Source organism: Proteus sp. LHD240705 (assembly GCF_047921555.1).
GTDB lineage: Bacteria > Pseudomonadota > Gammaproteobacteria > Enterobacterales > Enterobacteriaceae > Proteus.
This window is the reverse complement of record NZ_JBLRMI010000002.1, coordinates 373,694-390,898: the sequence shown is the minus strand read 5'-3', so window position 1 is coordinate 390,898 and position 17,205 is coordinate 373,694. Positions and strand designations below refer to the sequence as shown.

At 33.2% G+C, this 17,205-nt stretch carries 13 protein-coding genes; 7 read left to right on the top strand and 6 right to left on the bottom strand.

Annotation, left to right across the window (positions count from 1 at the left end; all coding sequences use genetic code 11):
• Positions 1-51 precede the first annotated feature (51 nt).
• The 3 genes from ACNART_RS05100 to ACNART_RS05090 all read right to left on the bottom strand — a co-directional run bounded on the left by ACNART_RS05100 (position 52) and on the right by ACNART_RS05090 (position 3,313).
• Positions 52-1,761: a hypothetical protein gene (locus ACNART_RS05100; RefSeq protein ID WP_416303462.1), complete on the bottom strand. Its 1,710-nt coding sequence runs from the start codon at positions 1,759-1,761 to the stop codon at positions 52-54.
• Positions 1,762-1,983: 222 nt separating this feature from the next.
• The gene (locus ACNART_RS05095) at positions 1,984-2,616 is read right to left on the bottom strand and encodes a helix-turn-helix transcriptional regulator (protein ID WP_006535016.1); all 633 of its coding nucleotides are present in this window, start codon (positions 2,614-2,616) and stop codon (positions 1,984-1,986) included.
• 64 nt (positions 2,617-2,680) lie between these two features.
• Positions 2,681-3,313 (bottom strand): TetR/AcrR family transcriptional regulator, encoded by a 633-nt coding sequence (locus tag ACNART_RS05090; protein ID WP_109371635.1) that lies wholly within the window; start codon positions 3,311-3,313, stop codon positions 2,681-2,683.
• Positions 3,314-3,543: 230 nt separating this feature from the next.
• Between ACNART_RS05090 and ACNART_RS05085 the strand changes: the two genes are divergently transcribed.
• Positions 3,544-4,755 (top strand): Tm-1-like ATP-binding domain-containing protein, encoded by a 1,212-nt coding sequence (locus tag ACNART_RS05085; protein WP_416303461.1) that lies wholly within the window; start codon positions 3,544-3,546, stop codon positions 4,753-4,755.
• Positions 4,756-4,771: 16 nt separating this feature from the next.
• Positions 4,772-5,599, top strand: a complete 828-nt coding sequence (locus tag ACNART_RS05080; RefSeq protein WP_198619381.1) for a phosphoenolpyruvate hydrolase family protein — start codon at positions 4,772-4,774, stop codon at positions 5,597-5,599.
• Between the two features lie 84 nt (positions 5,600-5,683).
• Here ACNART_RS05080 and ACNART_RS05075 read toward each other — a convergent pair whose 3' ends face one another.
• On the bottom strand, positions 5,684-6,583 hold the full coding sequence (locus ACNART_RS05075; RefSeq protein WP_198619380.1) for a diaminopimelate dehydrogenase: 900 nt from the start codon (positions 6,581-6,583) through the stop codon (positions 5,684-5,686).
• A gap of 200 nt (positions 6,584-6,783) precedes the next feature.
• Here ACNART_RS05075 and ACNART_RS05070 point away from each other — a divergent pair, with 200 nt between their 5' ends.
• On the top strand, positions 6,784-8,124 hold the full coding sequence (locus ACNART_RS05070; RefSeq protein ID WP_198619379.1) for an MATE family efflux transporter: 1,341 nt from the start codon (positions 6,784-6,786) through the stop codon (positions 8,122-8,124).
• Positions 8,125-8,205: 81 nt separating this feature from the next.
• On the opposite strand, the gene ACNART_RS05065 is transcribed toward ACNART_RS05070, so the two are convergent.
• A complete protein-coding gene (locus ACNART_RS05065; protein ID WP_416303460.1) occupies positions 8,206-9,726 on the bottom strand; it encodes a hypothetical protein in 1,521 nt (506 codons plus the stop codon).
• Between the two features lie 463 nt (positions 9,727-10,189).
• Between ACNART_RS05065 and ACNART_RS05060 the strand changes: the two genes are divergently transcribed.
• On the top strand, positions 10,190-10,375 hold the full coding sequence (locus ACNART_RS05060; protein WP_198619377.1) for a hypothetical protein: 186 nt from the start codon (positions 10,190-10,192) through the stop codon (positions 10,373-10,375).
• 133 nt (positions 10,376-10,508) lie between these two features.
• Here ACNART_RS05060 and ACNART_RS05055 read toward each other — a convergent pair whose 3' ends face one another.
• On the bottom strand, positions 10,509-12,008 hold the full coding sequence (locus tag ACNART_RS05055) for a hypothetical protein (RefSeq protein WP_416303459.1): 1,500 nt from the start codon (positions 12,006-12,008) through the stop codon (positions 10,509-10,511).
• Between the two features lie 444 nt (positions 12,009-12,452).
• Here ACNART_RS05055 and pepT point away from each other — a divergent pair, with 444 nt between their 5' ends.
• The 3 genes from pepT to ACNART_RS05040 all read left to right on the top strand — a co-directional run bounded on the left by pepT (position 12,453) and on the right by ACNART_RS05040 (position 17,069).
• Entirely contained in the window at positions 12,453-13,706 is a 1,254-nt protein-coding gene (gene pepT / locus ACNART_RS05050) for a peptidase T (RefSeq protein WP_198619375.1), read from the top strand.
• The gene (gene dcuC, locus ACNART_RS05045; RefSeq protein WP_198619374.1) at positions 13,703-15,070 is read left to right on the top strand and encodes a C4-dicarboxylate transporter DcuC; all 1,368 of its coding nucleotides are present in this window, start codon (positions 13,703-13,705) and stop codon (positions 15,068-15,070) included. Before pepT ends, dcuC begins: the two co-directional genes overlap by 4 nt.
• Before the next feature lie 676 nt (positions 15,071-15,746).
• A complete protein-coding gene (locus ACNART_RS05040) occupies positions 15,747-17,069 on the top strand; it encodes a serine dehydratase subunit alpha family protein (RefSeq protein ID WP_349442756.1) in 1,323 nt (440 codons plus the stop codon).
• Positions 17,070-17,205 lie beyond the last annotated feature (136 nt).

Here is a 17,205-nt window from a genome sequence, read left to right as displayed (position 1 = left end):
AAATATAATTAAATCATTAAACATATAAATAAAAATAACTTGATGAAATTATTAAATATGTTCAAAATAATTAGCAAAATACTTTCTTAGCACTTCATCTTTAGATTTATCTAAATCATCAATACTTAACCCTAGTCGGCTAAAAATACCTTTTAAGTTATTTTCTACTGCTGTTTTTTGTGTACTACTAGTACCATTACCGCCATCACTCACTTTACCGCGACTAACGTAATCAATTGTTACATTCTTTTTATTTTCAAAATAGCTATAATTAATTAATAAAACAACAGCATCTTGCGCCCATTTATAATTAATATTATTACTTGAGTTTTTAAATAGCCGAGTAAGAAAATCATGTCCATTATCATTTTTCTTTATATTTTCATAAAAACTATTATTAATTAATTTTATTTCTTTATCCGTTTGTTCTCCCATATTCTTATAAATATCTTTGCTCACCATCCTTATTAAGTTGTCTACTTTAGCAATAGAGTCTTTCTCGCCAATAAATTTTTCATCTTTTGATAGCTGGTTAAATAATTCTTTTGTTAAACGTAAAGATATTTCTTTTTTAACACTTTCAAAGTCACCATCAAACGTTTCTTTAATTTCTAATATATTATCTTTATTAAAAATAGAATTAATAATTTTATCAATAAAATTCTCAATCTTTACATCCTTATCCTGACTATTGATTTTTTCTTTTATTAAATTTTTCAACTTATCGGTTGTCTTAGAAGAGGATAATTCATCTATATCTGAATTTAAAATAGCGTTTAATTCATTCATTATTTTATCAGGTAGATCAGAATAATTATTCTCGAATCTATTTTTAGCCAAATCAGCTTTAAATTCATCATTTATCAGTTTAATATCATTAACAAGCTTACACTCCAAAGCTTTTTCTAATGTATGATATTTGATCATAATATCTATTTTGTTATTACTATTTACTTTTTTAGATATTACCTTATTAACATTATCAGTAAATGTTTTATTAAGTTGTTCTAACTTAATTGAGAAATTGTTAAACGCATCATTATCATTTGATATATTATCAAATTTAAATGTATTTAACGATTTATTTATATTTTTATTCTCAAAGTTTATTTTTATAGGTAATAATGTTCTATTTATAAATTTAAATGGTGAAATTAAATTTACAATTAGATTTTTAAAGCTCCTTTTTTTCTCGCTTCTAAAATAAAGTTTTTGTTCTGTATTTAATTCCTTCTTTCCTGAATTAGTAATAAATTCTGAAAGTTTATTTCTAGCTTCTTTTTTCAAATCACGCCCAGAATCTATTATATCCTCAGCACCACTGACTAAGTTAGTAATTGAATCCGCATTTTTTATTACTTCATTAAAATATCCCTCTATTTTAAGTTCATTCGTATTTTTATCAAATATATTTTTTTTATCAACTACATTTTTTTTATCAACTACATTTTTTTTATCAACTACATTTTTTTTATCAACTACATTTTTTTTATCAACTATATTTTCTTTATTTTTTGCTCTAAGATTTCCAGAATGGGGTTTATAAATATCAGGATTTGTTTTATTTAATATATTCTGACATTCTTTAATATACTTTGAATAATTTTCTTGTAATATTTCTTCTCTTTTTCCTTTATCAAAAGGAACAGTAGTATTACCGATGGAATTTATATTTTTTGTTAAACCAAATTTTTTATTTATTTTATTATCAATCGTATCTATAGATGAAGATAAATTTGGTTGTATTTCTGAAATTTTCATTTTAATACCTATCAATTAAAAATTATTATAGACAGTCTATTCCTTTTGTTTTTTTATGTTTATAAAAATCACACACAAGTAATTAGTTAACTAGTTTCAATAAAAAAACACTATATTATTAAAATTTAAAAATAGAAATAAAAAAAGATATCAACAAGTGATATCTTTTTTTATTTTACTGATTTATATTCCGCTGGAATTTAAAAATAATTTATTTCTTAATCATTCTTTTAAATCGTTATACACCGTTGCTCTTGAAACACCGAGGTATTGTGCAGTAATTTCCATTGCTTTACGCAGCGAAAGATAACCTTCATCTTGTAAACAGAGTAACAACTCGCGTCGTTGATGCGGTTTTAATGCTCTTGGTGTGACTGAATAAGTCGCAGAAAACTCATCAATACGTTTTTTCAGCGAATCTTCCGTCACTGAACTAAAGGTTTCAATAATGTCATTACCTTCTTCAAGGGTTGCAAATTGGTTAAGTACCATTTGTAATCCTTTGATCATTGAAATATCAATATTTAAACATAACGCTGCAACATAATTGCCCTGTTTGTCTTTAATACCGATAGACGTACTTTTTGCCGTTCTTCCATCCGGAAATTGATTGGGGTAATTCGCCACAATCTGAGGGAAATCTGACGATTCAATACGTGCCATTCCTAGCTCAGTTGCTCTATCCCCTACTTTTCTACCTGATAGATTATTTTCAATGACCATAATGGTATTTTCACTATCGGTTAGATCATGAAGTACAACTTCACAAAAAGGCGATAATGTTTTACCAATGCCTTGTGCAATAAATTGTAGTTGTTCTACCAGCCACTCTTGGTCTTCTGTTTTATGTGACATAACGATCCCTGCAATAGCTAAAACGTAAATGATTTATACAATTTTAACTGATTTATTCAAATAATTAATCGTTATCTGCAGGATAATCAGATTTTGCCTGATTTAGAATAGCTTTTGCCATCCATTGAGTCATATCAATGACCTGCTGATCATCCATTTTCCAGATATCTTTCATTACCAAAAAGACTTCAGACCCATAAATTAAAGAGAAAGATTTAATCACCTTATCCCACATTTCTTCAGGATAGTGTGCTTTTAACGGTTCAATAACTTTGAGTAAAATCTCTTTACGGTGACCGCGAATAAATCGTTTTTCTGCATATTCACTTGATTGCCTCTCTTTTGCCCACTGCTGTAATGAGACTTGTAATGCACCACGCAGTGCACCTTCATGTTTAAACATTTGAGGATAGGCAAGATTGAGCAATTCAGTAATGCGCTGTTGCGTATTATCTTCAGGAGTGGGGTTCCATGCAATGATCGGTGCTAAACTTGCATCAACAGTGGCACTAATTAAATCACTTTGTGTTGGAAAATAACGATATGCGGTTGCTCTCGAAACACCTGCATGTGCCGCTAATTCCGACACTGTCGGTAACATTCCTTGCTCAAAAAGTCCCAATGCTGTTGTCACCAATAATTGATGGGTTCTTTTTCGTGTACCGGACATAGCATCCGTTTCGTCATTGTCACTCATAGAAAATCCTTCGTTATTTCCACACTTTATGTGTCTAATTTATTTTAAGTCAAATACTCACAACACTTAACGTTTACTTTAGGTGATTAATCACACCTTATCGACCTCTAGAGTATAAAAATAAAAATAATGAGACAAGAGTCTCAAAACGATGTTATGATAAATGAAACTCGAGTCTCATTATGGTTATAATCTATTCGTCGATAATCATAAAAGGTAAGGGGAGGCTTATGAAACAGTATTCTGGCTCTATTTATATTGCCACAACGCTTGATACTAAAAGTGCTGAGATTTTTTATGTCAGTGATTTAATTAAAAAAGCAGGCCTTCCTGTTAAAACCGTCGATTTGACAACTAAACCCACGACACTCGCCAAAGAAGCTGATGTCACCGCAGCAGAAATCGCAAGTTTTCACCCTAATGGTAAAGACGCGGTTTTCTGTGGCGATAGAGGTAAAGCCATAGAAGCGATGTCTATCGCATTTGAACACTATTTAACTCACCAAGATGATGTCTTAGCCATTCTTGGACTAGGCGGATCGGGGGGAACGGCACTGATTACACCAGCAATGCAATCTTTGCCAATTGGTGTACCTAAATTGATGGTATCAACGATGGCGTCTGGCGATATTTCAGGCTATATCGGTGCAAGTGATATCTCAATGATGTACTCCGTCACAGATGTATCCGGCTTAAATCGCATTTCTCGCAAAGTCCTAAGAAATGCGGCGAACCAAATAGCTGGCGCTATTTATTTTTACCAAGAAGAACATGTTGTTGATAAACCGGCTGTCGCATTAACGATGTTTGGTGTAACTACGCCTTGTGTACAACAACTTACACAAAAACTTGAAAATAATTATGACTGCCTTGTTTTTCACGCAACAGGAAGTGGCGGTAAAGCCATGGAAAAACTGGCAGACAGTCACCTACTTCATAGCGTGCTCGATCTTACAACAACAGAAGTGTGTGATTACTTGTTTGACGGTGTACTTGCTTGTGATGAAGACCGTTTTGGTGCAATCGCCCGAACCAAAACCCCTTATATAGGTTCTTGTGGCGCATTAGATATGGTGAACTTTGGTCGCCCATCGAGTGTTCCTGAGAAATATAAAGGGCGTCAATTTTATCATCACAATGCGCAAGTCACCTTGATGCGTACAACACCAGAGGAAAACCGTCAATTAGGTATCTGGATCGCTGAGAAACTCAATCAGTGTGAAGGTCCATTGCGGTTTGTATTACCACAGGGCGGTTTTTCAGCTCTGGATATTGAAGGAGCCCCTTTCTGGGATCCTCAAGCAAACCAAGTTTTTTTTGATGCATTTATAACAACATTTAAAGAGACAGAGACTCGTCAGTTAGTCATCAGTCCTTATCACATAAACTCTGCTGAGTTTACTCAGCAAATTTATGATTTACACCAGGAACTTATTTGTTAACCACGGAGAAAGAAGAATGACTCATTCACGTGAAACGTTACTAAAAAAATTCAATGAAATGATTGCACGCCATGAGCCAATTATTGGCGGTGGTGCGGGTACAGGGCTTTCAGCTAAGTGTGAAGAAGCAGGTGGTATTGACCTCATCGTTATTTATAACTCTGGTCGTTATCGTATGGCTGGCCGTGGCTCTTTAGCGGGTTTATTAGCTTATGGTAACGCCAATGAAATCGTTATGGATATGGCAAAAGAAGTATTACCTGTTGTTAAACATACACCTGTACTTGCTGGCGTTAATGGTACAGATCCTTTCTGTAACTTTGATAAATTCTTAGATGAAGTTAAAGCAACAGGCTTTGCTGGCGTACAGAATTTCCCAACGGTAGGTCTGATTGATGGTAATTTCCGCGCTAATTTAGAAGAAACAGGTATGGGTTATGGTCTTGAAGTGGATATGATCCGCAAGGCTCATGAAAAAGGTTTATTAACCACACCTTATGTCTTTAGTCGTGAAGATGCGATTGCAATGGCTGAAGCTGGCGCAGATATTATTGTACCTCATATGGGATTAACAACTGGCGGCAATATTGGGGCTGAAACGGCATTAACCTTAGCGGATTGCGTACCATTAATTAATGATTGGGCAAAAGCGGCAAAAGCAGTGCGTGCTGATGTGATTGTGCTTTGTCATGGTGGTCCAATTGCAACACCAGAAGATGCACAATATATCCTCGATAACTGCCCTGATTGCCACGGCTTCTATGGTGCAAGTTCAATGGAACGCTTACCAACAGAAGTGGCATTAACCGCAACAACCAAAGAATTTAAAAGTATTAAACGCTAATTCAAAATCATCAAGTTTGCCTAAGCGTTAATCTATATTGCCCACGTTATGTGGGCAATATTTTATGCAGATACTCTTAATCGATTAGACGAGTTTTGCAATTAATGTATTTAAATCCCCAGCTAAGAAATCAACTGGTGGAATTTCAATAACAGTATAAGCACCTGCACGTTGTTTCATACTTGCTCTTGCAGCAGACACCATAAATTGAGACGTCAATGCAGGGTTGTTAATACGCATTGAATATTCAAATAATTGATTATGTGTTTTACCCGAAACCCCTTTATGAGACATTTGCACACCATGTCCCACATCTTTTAAACTATCAACACAATCGACTTGCTTAATATGAGTTTCATCAGAAGAGAAATAGCTATCTGCTTTAATGGCTTGCTCTACTTGATTAAAATCTACTCCAGCTTCTAATTCCACGTAAACCATACGACGATGAACGCCAGTTCCTAATGGAATAGTCATTGAAAGTGCATCTTTTACACCATCAATTGCTTTAGCCGCTACGCTATGCCCCATGCTCATACCAGGCCCAAAATTAGTATAAGTGATCCCTTTTGGTGCCATAGCTAACATTAGCGTACGAATAATAGAATCAGAACCCGGATCCCAACCTGCTGAAATAACAGCGACACGGTCATGTTTTTTTGCAACTTCATCTAACTCTGTTTTTAATGCCACAATTTCACTGTGAACATCAAAACTATCTACTGTATTAATGCCTAAGCTTAAAATAGATTTAGCTAATTCTTTAATTGCACGAGTCGGTGAACATAAGAGAGCAACATCAACATTACCTAATGTTTTAATATCGTTAGTCACGGTAATATTTTGCAGTTCTTCTGGAACATTATTGATATCACGACGAACAACACCCATTAATTCAAAATCTTGAGCAGCTTGAACCGCTTCTAATGCAAATCGACCAATATTGCCATAACCGACAATAGCCACTTTTATTTTAGTATTCATTCATTCCCCTGACTTTAACGTTAATCATCTCTTAATGATAATAGTGATTAGTTATCAATGAATAAACCATATAAACATCTTTTTTGCCAGATAAACATTATTTGCACTATTACCTTATAAATAAACCTTGTAGAATCTCTTATCTTCCTACGCGTTATATTAATAATATCGATTTCACTCTGTTTTTAAGAAGGTTTTCAATGCATCAGTCTGATGTAGCGGATCGCTCGCTTTTTTCCCTTAGTTGGCCAATATTTATAGATATTTTCCTACATCTAGCCACACTATTAATTAATACTTACATGGTAAGCCACGTTTCTACGGCTTACTTAGCTGCTATGGGCGTCGGTAACCAAGTCTTTGATCTTTTTATCACTATTTTTAGCTTTATTAGTGTGGGATGTAGCGTTGTTATTGCCCAATACTTAGGCGCGGGTAAAAAAGAAAAAGCCAGCCAAGCAATTCATATTTCTATCGCGTTTAACTCTTTGTTAGGTATTAGTAGTGCCTTGATCATTCTTTTCTTTGGCTACAATATTCTTAACATAATGAATACGCCTGAGCACTTGGTGCAAGATGGCTACAACTACCTGCATATTATTGGTATTTGCCTTATTCCTGAGGCCATTTCGATTATTCTTGCAGCTTGTCTGAGAGTTTATGGTAAATCTAAAGCAGCAATGTATGTCACACTGATCGCCAATATTGTTACTGTCATTGGTAATATGATTGTGCTTTATGGCTTTTTTGGTTTACCACAATACGGATTAGTGGGTGTTGCGTGGTCAACGGTTGTTGGTCGTATTATTGCAGTTATTTTATTATGTGGATTACTGTTCTACGGTTTGCGTATTAAATTCGAAGCCAAACAACTCGTCGTATGGTCTAAAAATATGTTAGGGAAAATCCTACATATCGGTTTACCTGCTGCGGGTGAAAACTTGGTTTGGATTTTACATTACATGACTGCATCGGCTTTTATTGGATTAATGGGCGAAGTTCCTCTTGCAGCACAAACTCTCTATTTCCAACTGTCACTGTTTTTAATGCTTTTTGGCATAGCGATTAGTATTGGTAATGAAATATTAGTGGGTCACTTAGTGGGTGCAAAACGCTTTGATGATGCTTTTAATCGTGGGTGGAAAAGTTTAAAAACGGGTGTGATATTTACCATCGGGGTGGTTATTGTTTATTGGTTTATGCGTGATCCTATTTTGTATTCGATCACAGAAGACCAACGCATCATAGACCAATTGATCCCGCTGTTTATCTTGTCCGTCTTTTTAGAACCAGGTCGTACTTTTAATATCGTGATGGTGAATGCCTTGCGTGCTGCTGGTGATGCTAAATTTCCGCTGATGACAGCTATCTGCTTTATGTGGGGTGTTGCTATTCCGGTGGGCTATTTCCTTGGTATAAAAATGGAAATGGGCCTAATTGGTATCTGGATTGGTTTTCTTTGTGATGAATGGCTACGTGGCTTAACTAACGCATGGCGTTGGCGCTCTCGTAAATGGCAAACTAAGCGCTTGGATATTTAAATTAATATTAATAATTAATTTTCTGATAAAAAAGCTCCCTCATATTTCAATATTTTTTGAGGGAGCAACTTAATGTAATATCTATTTATTCTTAAAATAAAGAAGTGTTAACTCTATATCAATCATATAATAAAACTGGATATCATTAGGTATTTTATTTATATTATAATCTTTGAGTTCTTCAATAAAAGAATTAATTACACCATTGGTAAATTTTCTATTTTCTTTACTTAAAAGCAATTCCTCTGGTATATACTCTATTTTTTTTAAAAAATCACTCGTTATTTTCTTTTTTACTTCACTTTTATCAATAATTAAATTTGATAAATTATCCATTGATAAAAATGATCCATTTACACTTTTTTTTATCATTTTTATTATCAGCATTTCTTTACTTTCTTCTGATAGTTTTATTTTATTTAATAAACCAGTTTTATTTAATTTTTCCACACTGGATTCAATTATTTTCTTTAACTGATTAAAAGCATTTTCCTTATTTCCAATAAACTTACCCTTATGTTTAATTAATTCATTTAAGTAATTTAATTTTCCTTTTATCCTGTTTTCTCTATTATTCAAAATACTTACTAACGATTCAATTAACGTTTTTTTATCAATAATACAGTCTACTATTTTCTCTACAATATCTGCATATAAATTTATCTTTTGGAGTTCATGTAATTTATTAATCTTAGAAAAGTCTTCTGTAAAAAAACCAGTAACATCTTGTTTCACATTTTTATTAAAGATATAAGAATACACAAATAAATAGTTTTTAATGTCATTAATTAATTTTTCATCATTTTTAACTATCTTATAATCCAAGGGTAAACCACTATCAATATAGTAATATATCAAATCTTCAATATTTACATCATCTATATTTTTTAGTGAAAATATTTTCAAAGAAACTTCGTTATTAAATCCTTCAATTAATTTATGTTTAGATATTTTAATTTTTTTATTAGTAAAAGCATTTTCTATATATCCTGCTAGTTCTGATTTTATCTTTGATGTAAGAATTTCTTTTTCTTCAGGGGTCAAATTTCTTTGGGGGAGTTTTGGTCTTGAATTTCTAATTTCTTGTAGTTCACGCTCATTAAAATCGTTATTACCACGCTCTGCTTCAGCATTCTGTTTATCTGTACTATCATTCTTTTCAAGAACAACATGATGTAATGCTCCAGTCATATCCATATAGATACTCTCAGTAGCTTCTGAGGACTGATCGCTATTGCTAACAATATCCGTTGAAACATTGCTATCATCTAACGGCATATATTTTACATAAATACCCTCTTCTACATAGTTTGAATAGCATTCTTTATTTTCTTTTAAATCATGAGAGGTTAATTTTACGCTTGATTTATTAGCCATGTTTTTATTTTCGACTGATAAAATTTCCTCACTAACATAATTTATAGGTTTTTCTTTATTATCACTTACAAAATTGGATTCTAAATATATGTTAGGAGTAAAAACAATACATCCATTATCTAATGATGAAAATTTTTCAGCCATGATATTATCTGATTTTTTTTCGAAACTATTATTAAAAAAATGATTTAGAACTATATTAGATGAAGTAATATTAGAAGGCATAATTATATCCTTATTAATCTATTTGTCATTATTATAATATCCTTTATAACTCATCTAACTATCAATTAATAACCTAAAAAATATTTTATTTTAAAAAACTTTTTGATGGTTTTTCACAAGAAATATGGCTTAACATAAATTTAAAAATATTAACAATAAAAAATAACCATTAATCAATATTAAATATTTATTATAAAAAATAATTATTTTTCTATAATTCTAATCGTTTTTTATGGTACAAGTAAGTGTTGGTTTTTTCTTATCAAGAAGATGACTTAGATTAAATAAAGAGAGAATACAAAAATAAAATACAATGTAATCTTATAATAAATCTCGTTGATGGTTTATTTCTTATCCGAAAGTTAATACCACCACAAATAGGGAAAATGACTCTGCTGGAATTATGCCGTTATCAAAAGACCCGCGTGTACTTGTATTATAATGAGTTAAAGAATTAAAGGCGTTGGATGTTAAGAATATTAAAATCCACGACACTATAATTGTAACAGCAATACTACCTTCAGATCTTAATTACGATATTCCTACCATTGCCTTCTTTGGCTATTTAGGTACCAGTGCAGAACAAGTTAATAAGAAAAAAGCGCAAGTTATTCCTTATAAAGGTGGTTATCTTTATTTAAACAAGTAACTTGATATCTATTACGTCATTTAGCATGATAACAAAACCATTTTGTGTGTTTTTATTTTTAAACATTATCAATTTCATCATTGAAATTTAAAATACAGCCACAATAAAAACCATGGGCACCACCATCATAATTTTAGCTTTTTTTAACTTTTTCCAATAATTCTTTTAATGTAAGATGCTTATTTTCATTCGATATTTTAAGCTGTTCGTCTATTTCATCTAAAAAACCACCAATTAATTTATTGTTATTTATTAAATTAAATCTAGCTTTATGTACTTTCTCTATCAATGCTAGATTTCTTTCATTTACCTTATCCTTTCCTGCTAGAATTTCTTTTTGTTCCTCTGTTTCTTTTAATTTCTCCTCTTCACTAGGCTGCTTAATAATTTCTTCTACAACACCATTTTCATGCTTGCTTTGCTCATTTTTTAAATATTGTAAGTAAATAATATCATTAACTTTTTTATTTAATTTGAAAAGATAATCTGATTTAACCAATTTGTTTAAATAATTTTCCTTATTAAAATAGTTTGATTTTTCTTTATTTTTAATCCCATTATAATCTTCTAAAAAATTAGAGAATTTAGCAAGAAAAGTATAGCCATAACTATTATCGCCATCTGATAATCTATCTAATAATGATATGTCTTTTGTTGTTTCAATCAAGGAAGATTTAAATTTATCCTTTTCAATATCTAATTTGTTTTCATTAGAATGAAATTCAACTTTATTATCATTAGATAATATCAGTGTATCATCGTTATTTAAATTAGATAGCGTTGATGATTCTTTTTCATCATGTTCACTTATTTCATGAGAATGAAAATTTACAGATTCATATCTTGCATCATCAAATTCACTTTCTTTTAAATAATTAGAATTGGATTTTTCTAATAATTCAACATTATTATTCATTAGAGGTTTAAATTTCATATCTGTAATATAATCAATTAATAATATCTTACTCTTAAACAAACTATCTTGTTTACATGAATGAAGAGCGTTAATAGCTTCATCAATTGGTATCAAATCTTTATTTGGAAGTTCAATAAATTCCAAAACACTCTGTCTCTTTTTAAATAATATTTTCTTTTCATCTGCAATATTATATTCTGACGTTTCTTTTTTTATCTCAGGTTTTAAAAATTCACTTTCAAATTTAAGAATACTTGTTCCCTTCATCCCATAATCTACATTATTTTTCTCTTCATCTGCAATATTATATTCTGGCGTTTCTTTTTTTATCTCAGGTTTTAAAAATTCACTTTCAAATTTAAGAATACCTGTTCCCTTCATCCCATAATCTACATTATTTTTCTCTTCATCACTAACAATTAACTTTTTGTTTTTTAAAGATTCACTCTTTGAATTAATAATATTAGACTCTATCATCTCATTATCTATATTGTTTTGTTCTTCATTACTGATAATTAAAATTTTAGGTTTTAAAAATGTACTCTTTGTATTATATATATTTTTATTTTCATAGCGATTAGGGTGAATAAATTCATTTATTGTATTCATCACCTTGATAGATAGATTAGAAATAGAGAGTTTTATTTTCCCGCCTATGGAGACTATTTTATTCGCAATAGAGGGTGATTTTCTACCAATTTCATTGATACCATTCATTATCATAATACTCATGTTATTTATATATAAATAATATTTTACTCTCAGTATTTCTCTCATCTATCACTTCTCTTTTCTATTTTTTTAAATAAATAGCATTTATTTTAAGAAAAAAACTTAATAACTTTCAAAAAAATATATTAATTATGATAAAGAAATAATAATGAATTAAATGAAGTTTAATGATTAACTTCACAAAAATAGAAGTCATAAAGTAAATAAAAATAACCTCACCTATACAAAACACGATTTTTTTTAATAAAGAAAAAACCAAAAATTAAACATTGATTAACATTAAAAAATTACTGTAAAAAAAATTATTTTCCTCTAATTCCCTGCTGGTTTTTTTATGATACAACAAGTAGGTGTTGCTCTTTCCAATAAATGAGACAACTAAGCTTTAATAGAGAGAATACAAAAAATCAAACACAATGGAGTCTTGTCATGAATCTCGTTGAACGTTTTATTTCTTATACAAAAGTTAACACCACCACTAATAGGGAAAATGGCGCTGCTGGCATTATGCCTTCATCAGAAGGTCAGCGAGTGCTTGCACTGCAATTAGTTGAAGAGTTAAAAGCGTTAGGTGTTGAGGATATCAAAATTCGTGATACTGCAATTGTTACCGCAACACTCCCTTCTAACCTTGATTATGAAGTGCCAACGGTTGCTTTCTTTGGTCATCTAGACACCAGCGCTGAACAAACGAACGATACCAAAGCACAAATTTTACCTTATAAAGGTGGTGACCTTTGCTTAAATAAAGAGCTCGATATTTATCTACGTCAAAGCGAATTTCCTGAATTAGAAAACTATATTGGTGACGATATTATCGTGACCGATGGCACAAGCCTATTAGGTGCTGACGATAAAGCCGCTATCGCCTCTATTATGGATATGTTGCAGTACTTTAAACAGCATCCTGAAGTTAAACACGGTACAGTTAAAATTGGTTTTGTGCCAGATGAAGAACAAGGTTTACGTGGTGCAAAAGTTTTTGATACTAAAGAATTCGGTGCTGATTTTGCCTACACCTTAGATTGCTGTGGTATTGGTGAATTAGTGTACGAAAACTGGAATGCAGGCGATGTTGAAATCACCTTTACAGGCGCATCAGCGCACCCAATGTCCGCCAAAGGTAAATTAAAAAACTCACTGTTAATGGCACATAAATTTGTTGCTATGTTACCGGGCGGTGAAGCACCTGAATATACAGAAGGCCGTGAAGGTTATTATTGGGTAAAACAATTAGCAGGTAATAGCGCGCGTACTGTATTAAAAATGGATGTGCGTGATTTCACCGAAAAAGGTTATGCGCACCGCATGGCATTTTTAAAACAACTCTCAGATTATTGTGAAGGTTTATGGGGTGAAGGCTCTGTCACTTGTAAACTCGCAGATCGTTATGCCAACGTGTTTAATAGCCTGCAAGGCGATAAGCGCTATCCTATCGATATTGCAGTGGCTGCTTATGAAGCGAATGGTATTACACCTCGCCCAATCCCAATGCGCGGTGGTTATGATGGTGCAGCACTCTCTCAAAATGGCCTGCCTTGTCCTAATATTTTTACTGGTGCTCATAACTTCCACTCTATTTATGAATATCTGCCAGTTAAATCGCTTTATGCGGCAAGTGATGTCTTAAAATCTGTCGTTAAGATCACCGCTGAACGTTTTGCACCTGGAGCTAAAGCATGATCCAAATTCTTGCGGTCTTAGTTGTCGTTGTTATTGTCGCTAGAATGATCTTGAAAGGATATAAAGCAGAACCTGTTTTGTTAGTGGCGGGTTTAGCCTTAATGGCGCTAACGATGATGTTTGGTTGGGGAGATATTCTTCCTAAAAATGTCAAAACAACAGGTATTGGCTGGCTAGATCCTTTTGAAGTAATGCGTGATCTCTTTAGTAGCCGTGCGGCTGATCTTGGTTTAATGATCATGGCGCTGATGGGATTTGCACATTATATGGATCATATTGGTGCCAATGAGGCCGTTGTCCGTGTTGCAACTCGCCCATTGAAAAATATGCGCTCACCTTATGTGTTGCTATTTTTCTCTTTTTTACTCGCAAGTATTTTGCAACTTGCTATTCCTTCAGCAACAGGATTGGCCGTTCTATTAATGGGTACGATGTTCCCGATTATGATAGGACTTGGCTTATCCCCCGCTTCCGCGGCAGGCGTAATTGCAACATCATTGGGCGTTGCTTATACCCCAACAGCAATTGATGCCATTCGTGGTGCAAAAGCGGTTGATTTAGGCGTTGTTGAATATGTGCTTTATTACCAAGGACCTGCGGCGATTGCTACCGTATTAGCCGTTGGTATTACACATATCTTCTGGCAACGCCATTGTGATCGCAAAGCTGGGTTTGTGCCTCAATTAGGCAAAATGTCTGAAGAAGCAAAGAGTGATAAAAATGTACCCGGCTTTTATGCCTTACTGCCAATGTTACCTATCATTATGGCAGTAAGTTCATCAAGCCTATTTGTTGAAGGTATTCACCTTGATGTAGTCACTATTGTATTGATTTCAATGGCAATTTGCATGCTGATTGAAACATTACGCTTACGTGATTTTAAATCAGTGTGTGCGGGCTTCCAGCATTTCTTAAAGGGTATGGGTTCTGCATTTAGTAATGTTGTGGGATTATTAGTCGCAGCGGGTGTTTTTGCTCATGGTATTAAAGTCAGTGGTGCAATAGACAGTCTGATCGTTATGGCAGAATCTGTTGGCCTACCACCATTTGCAATGGCATTGGTCTTCGCTGTCGTAACATTAGCTGCCGCGATTATTATGGGGTCAGGTAATGCACCTTTCCTTGCCTTCGTTGAACTTATTCCACAAATTGCCCATAGCATGGGCGTAAACCCAATTGCGATGATTTTACCAATGCAACAAGCGTCACATATGGGACGAGGTATGTCTCCAGTGGCGGGTGTGATCATTGCCGTATCGAGTGGCGCAAAATTACAACCGTTTGATGTTGTAAAGAGAACAGCAGTACCGCTTATGGTCGGTTTTGTATTCCATAGTGCTATTATTGCTATCTTCTATTATTAATAAATATACCTGAAGCAATAATTGTTGCTTCAGGTTATTTTCAAATAATAAACTTCTTAAAAATAAGTGAAGATAATTTATTGTTATTTTCATAAATAAAAAATTAGTTATATTTTATTTAAAATATATTTACTCAATCATTTTAAAACAAAGATAAAATCACTAAATTAATGAAAATATTAACAAAACAATAAGATATTATTCTTATACAGCAGAAAATAAAACGCCTATTATTTATTTTGTTAAAATGATGACATGATATTAAACGCACTCACTCATTGCCATTTATTTTAACTATTCTGAGTTAGCCCACATTAAGTATGATAATTATACTAGCAATAGAATGGTGTATTCGTTCTATTGCATTTTTATTTAATCTTATTATTAGATATTAAAACCATCTCATTCTTTTTTATTTCTCATCACTTCTTTTTAAGAAAAAAACACAAAACACCCCTCTTTTTATCAATAAATACTGCAAGAGAGCCAAAACGGTTGCTTTATCTTTGATATAGAAAAAATTACCAGTTTTAAAGTTAATAAGGGTGATATTTTCTCAAAATTTGTACAATCTTAGTAAATTCAGAAAAAACTTTCTCCCATAAATTCAGTATGATGTTTGTATTAAAAATAGAATAACCCATTGAATTTTCATACTGTTTATTGGATGCATGCAATGAAAGAACAATTATCTTCTCGTTGGAAAATATTGATAGCGGCAGTTAAGCAACAAGTAAAACCCGCTTTAGGTTGTACAGAGCCTATTTCGCTTGCATTAGCGGCTGCAACAGCAGCAAGTTACTTACAACACGCGATTACCCGCATTAGTGCTGAAGTCTCTCCTAATTTAATGAAAAACGGTATGGGCGTAACCGTACCAGGTACGGGCATGGTGGGATTATCCATTGCCGCAAGCTTAGGTGCCGTCGGTGGTGATTGTAAAGCAGGTCTTGAAGTATTAAAGAATGCAACACCAGAGCATGTTGAACAAAGCAAAGCACTATTAGCCGCGGGCATCGTGAATGTTTCAATTAAAAAAGAGTGCCAAGAAGTTCTATATAGCGAAGTGACTGTTGAAGATAGTGAAAACAGCGCAACTGTCATTATTGCAGGTAACCACACTAATATTGTTAAAATTATTCATAACGGTCATGTTGTTCTTGATAACACTTGTGCTGGCGCAGAACAATCTGCATCACCTTGCGAAATAAAAGAAACGTTAACCCAAACCAATACTCAAGAAATTTACCAGTTTGTTACCCAAACGCCAGTAGAAGAAATTTCTTTTATCCTTGAATCAGCACACTTAAATGATGCGCTATCAAAAGAAGGTTTGAACAATACTTATGGTTTACATATTGGGCAAACTTTACAGCGCCAACAACAGCGTGGCTTATTAGCAAAAGATTTATTATCAGAAATCATGATCCGTACTTCTGCGGCGTCTGATGCACGTATGGGGGGTGCCGTTTTACCCGCAATGAGTAATTCTGGCTCAGGCAACCAAGGTATTGCCGCAACGATGCCTGTTGTCGTGGTTGCTGAATATTTACAAGTTGGCGAAGAGAAAATGGCAAGAGCATTAATGCTTTCCCATTTACTGGCTATTTATATTCACCATAAATTCCCTGCACTATCTGCGTTATGTGCAGCAACAACCGCATCAATGGGCGCAGCTGGTGCAATTGCATGGCTAATGGATGAACGTTACGAATCTATGGCTATGGCAATTAGTAGCATGATTGGTGATATCAGCGGTGTGATTTGTGATGGTGCTTCAAATAGCTGTGCGATGAAAGTCTCAACTGGCGCGAGTGCAGCTTATAAAGCTGTGTTAATGGCTCTAGATAACACTTATGTGACAGGTAATGACGGTATTGTCGCTCATGATGTTGATTCTACAATTGAAAATCTATGTGCACTAGCAAGCCGTGCAATGCAACATACCGATGTTCAAATTATTGAGATCATGGAATATAAAGCCGTTGCTAATGGCTAATTTGAGCGTTTAAAAAAAAGCACCCCATAATATTGGTTATTATGGGGTGAAACATAAGATCCTAGGAACAGGATCCTCCTCAAGTCAGGAGCTTATCAATATTCGTTACTGCTATTTACGGATACTACGGTTCAAC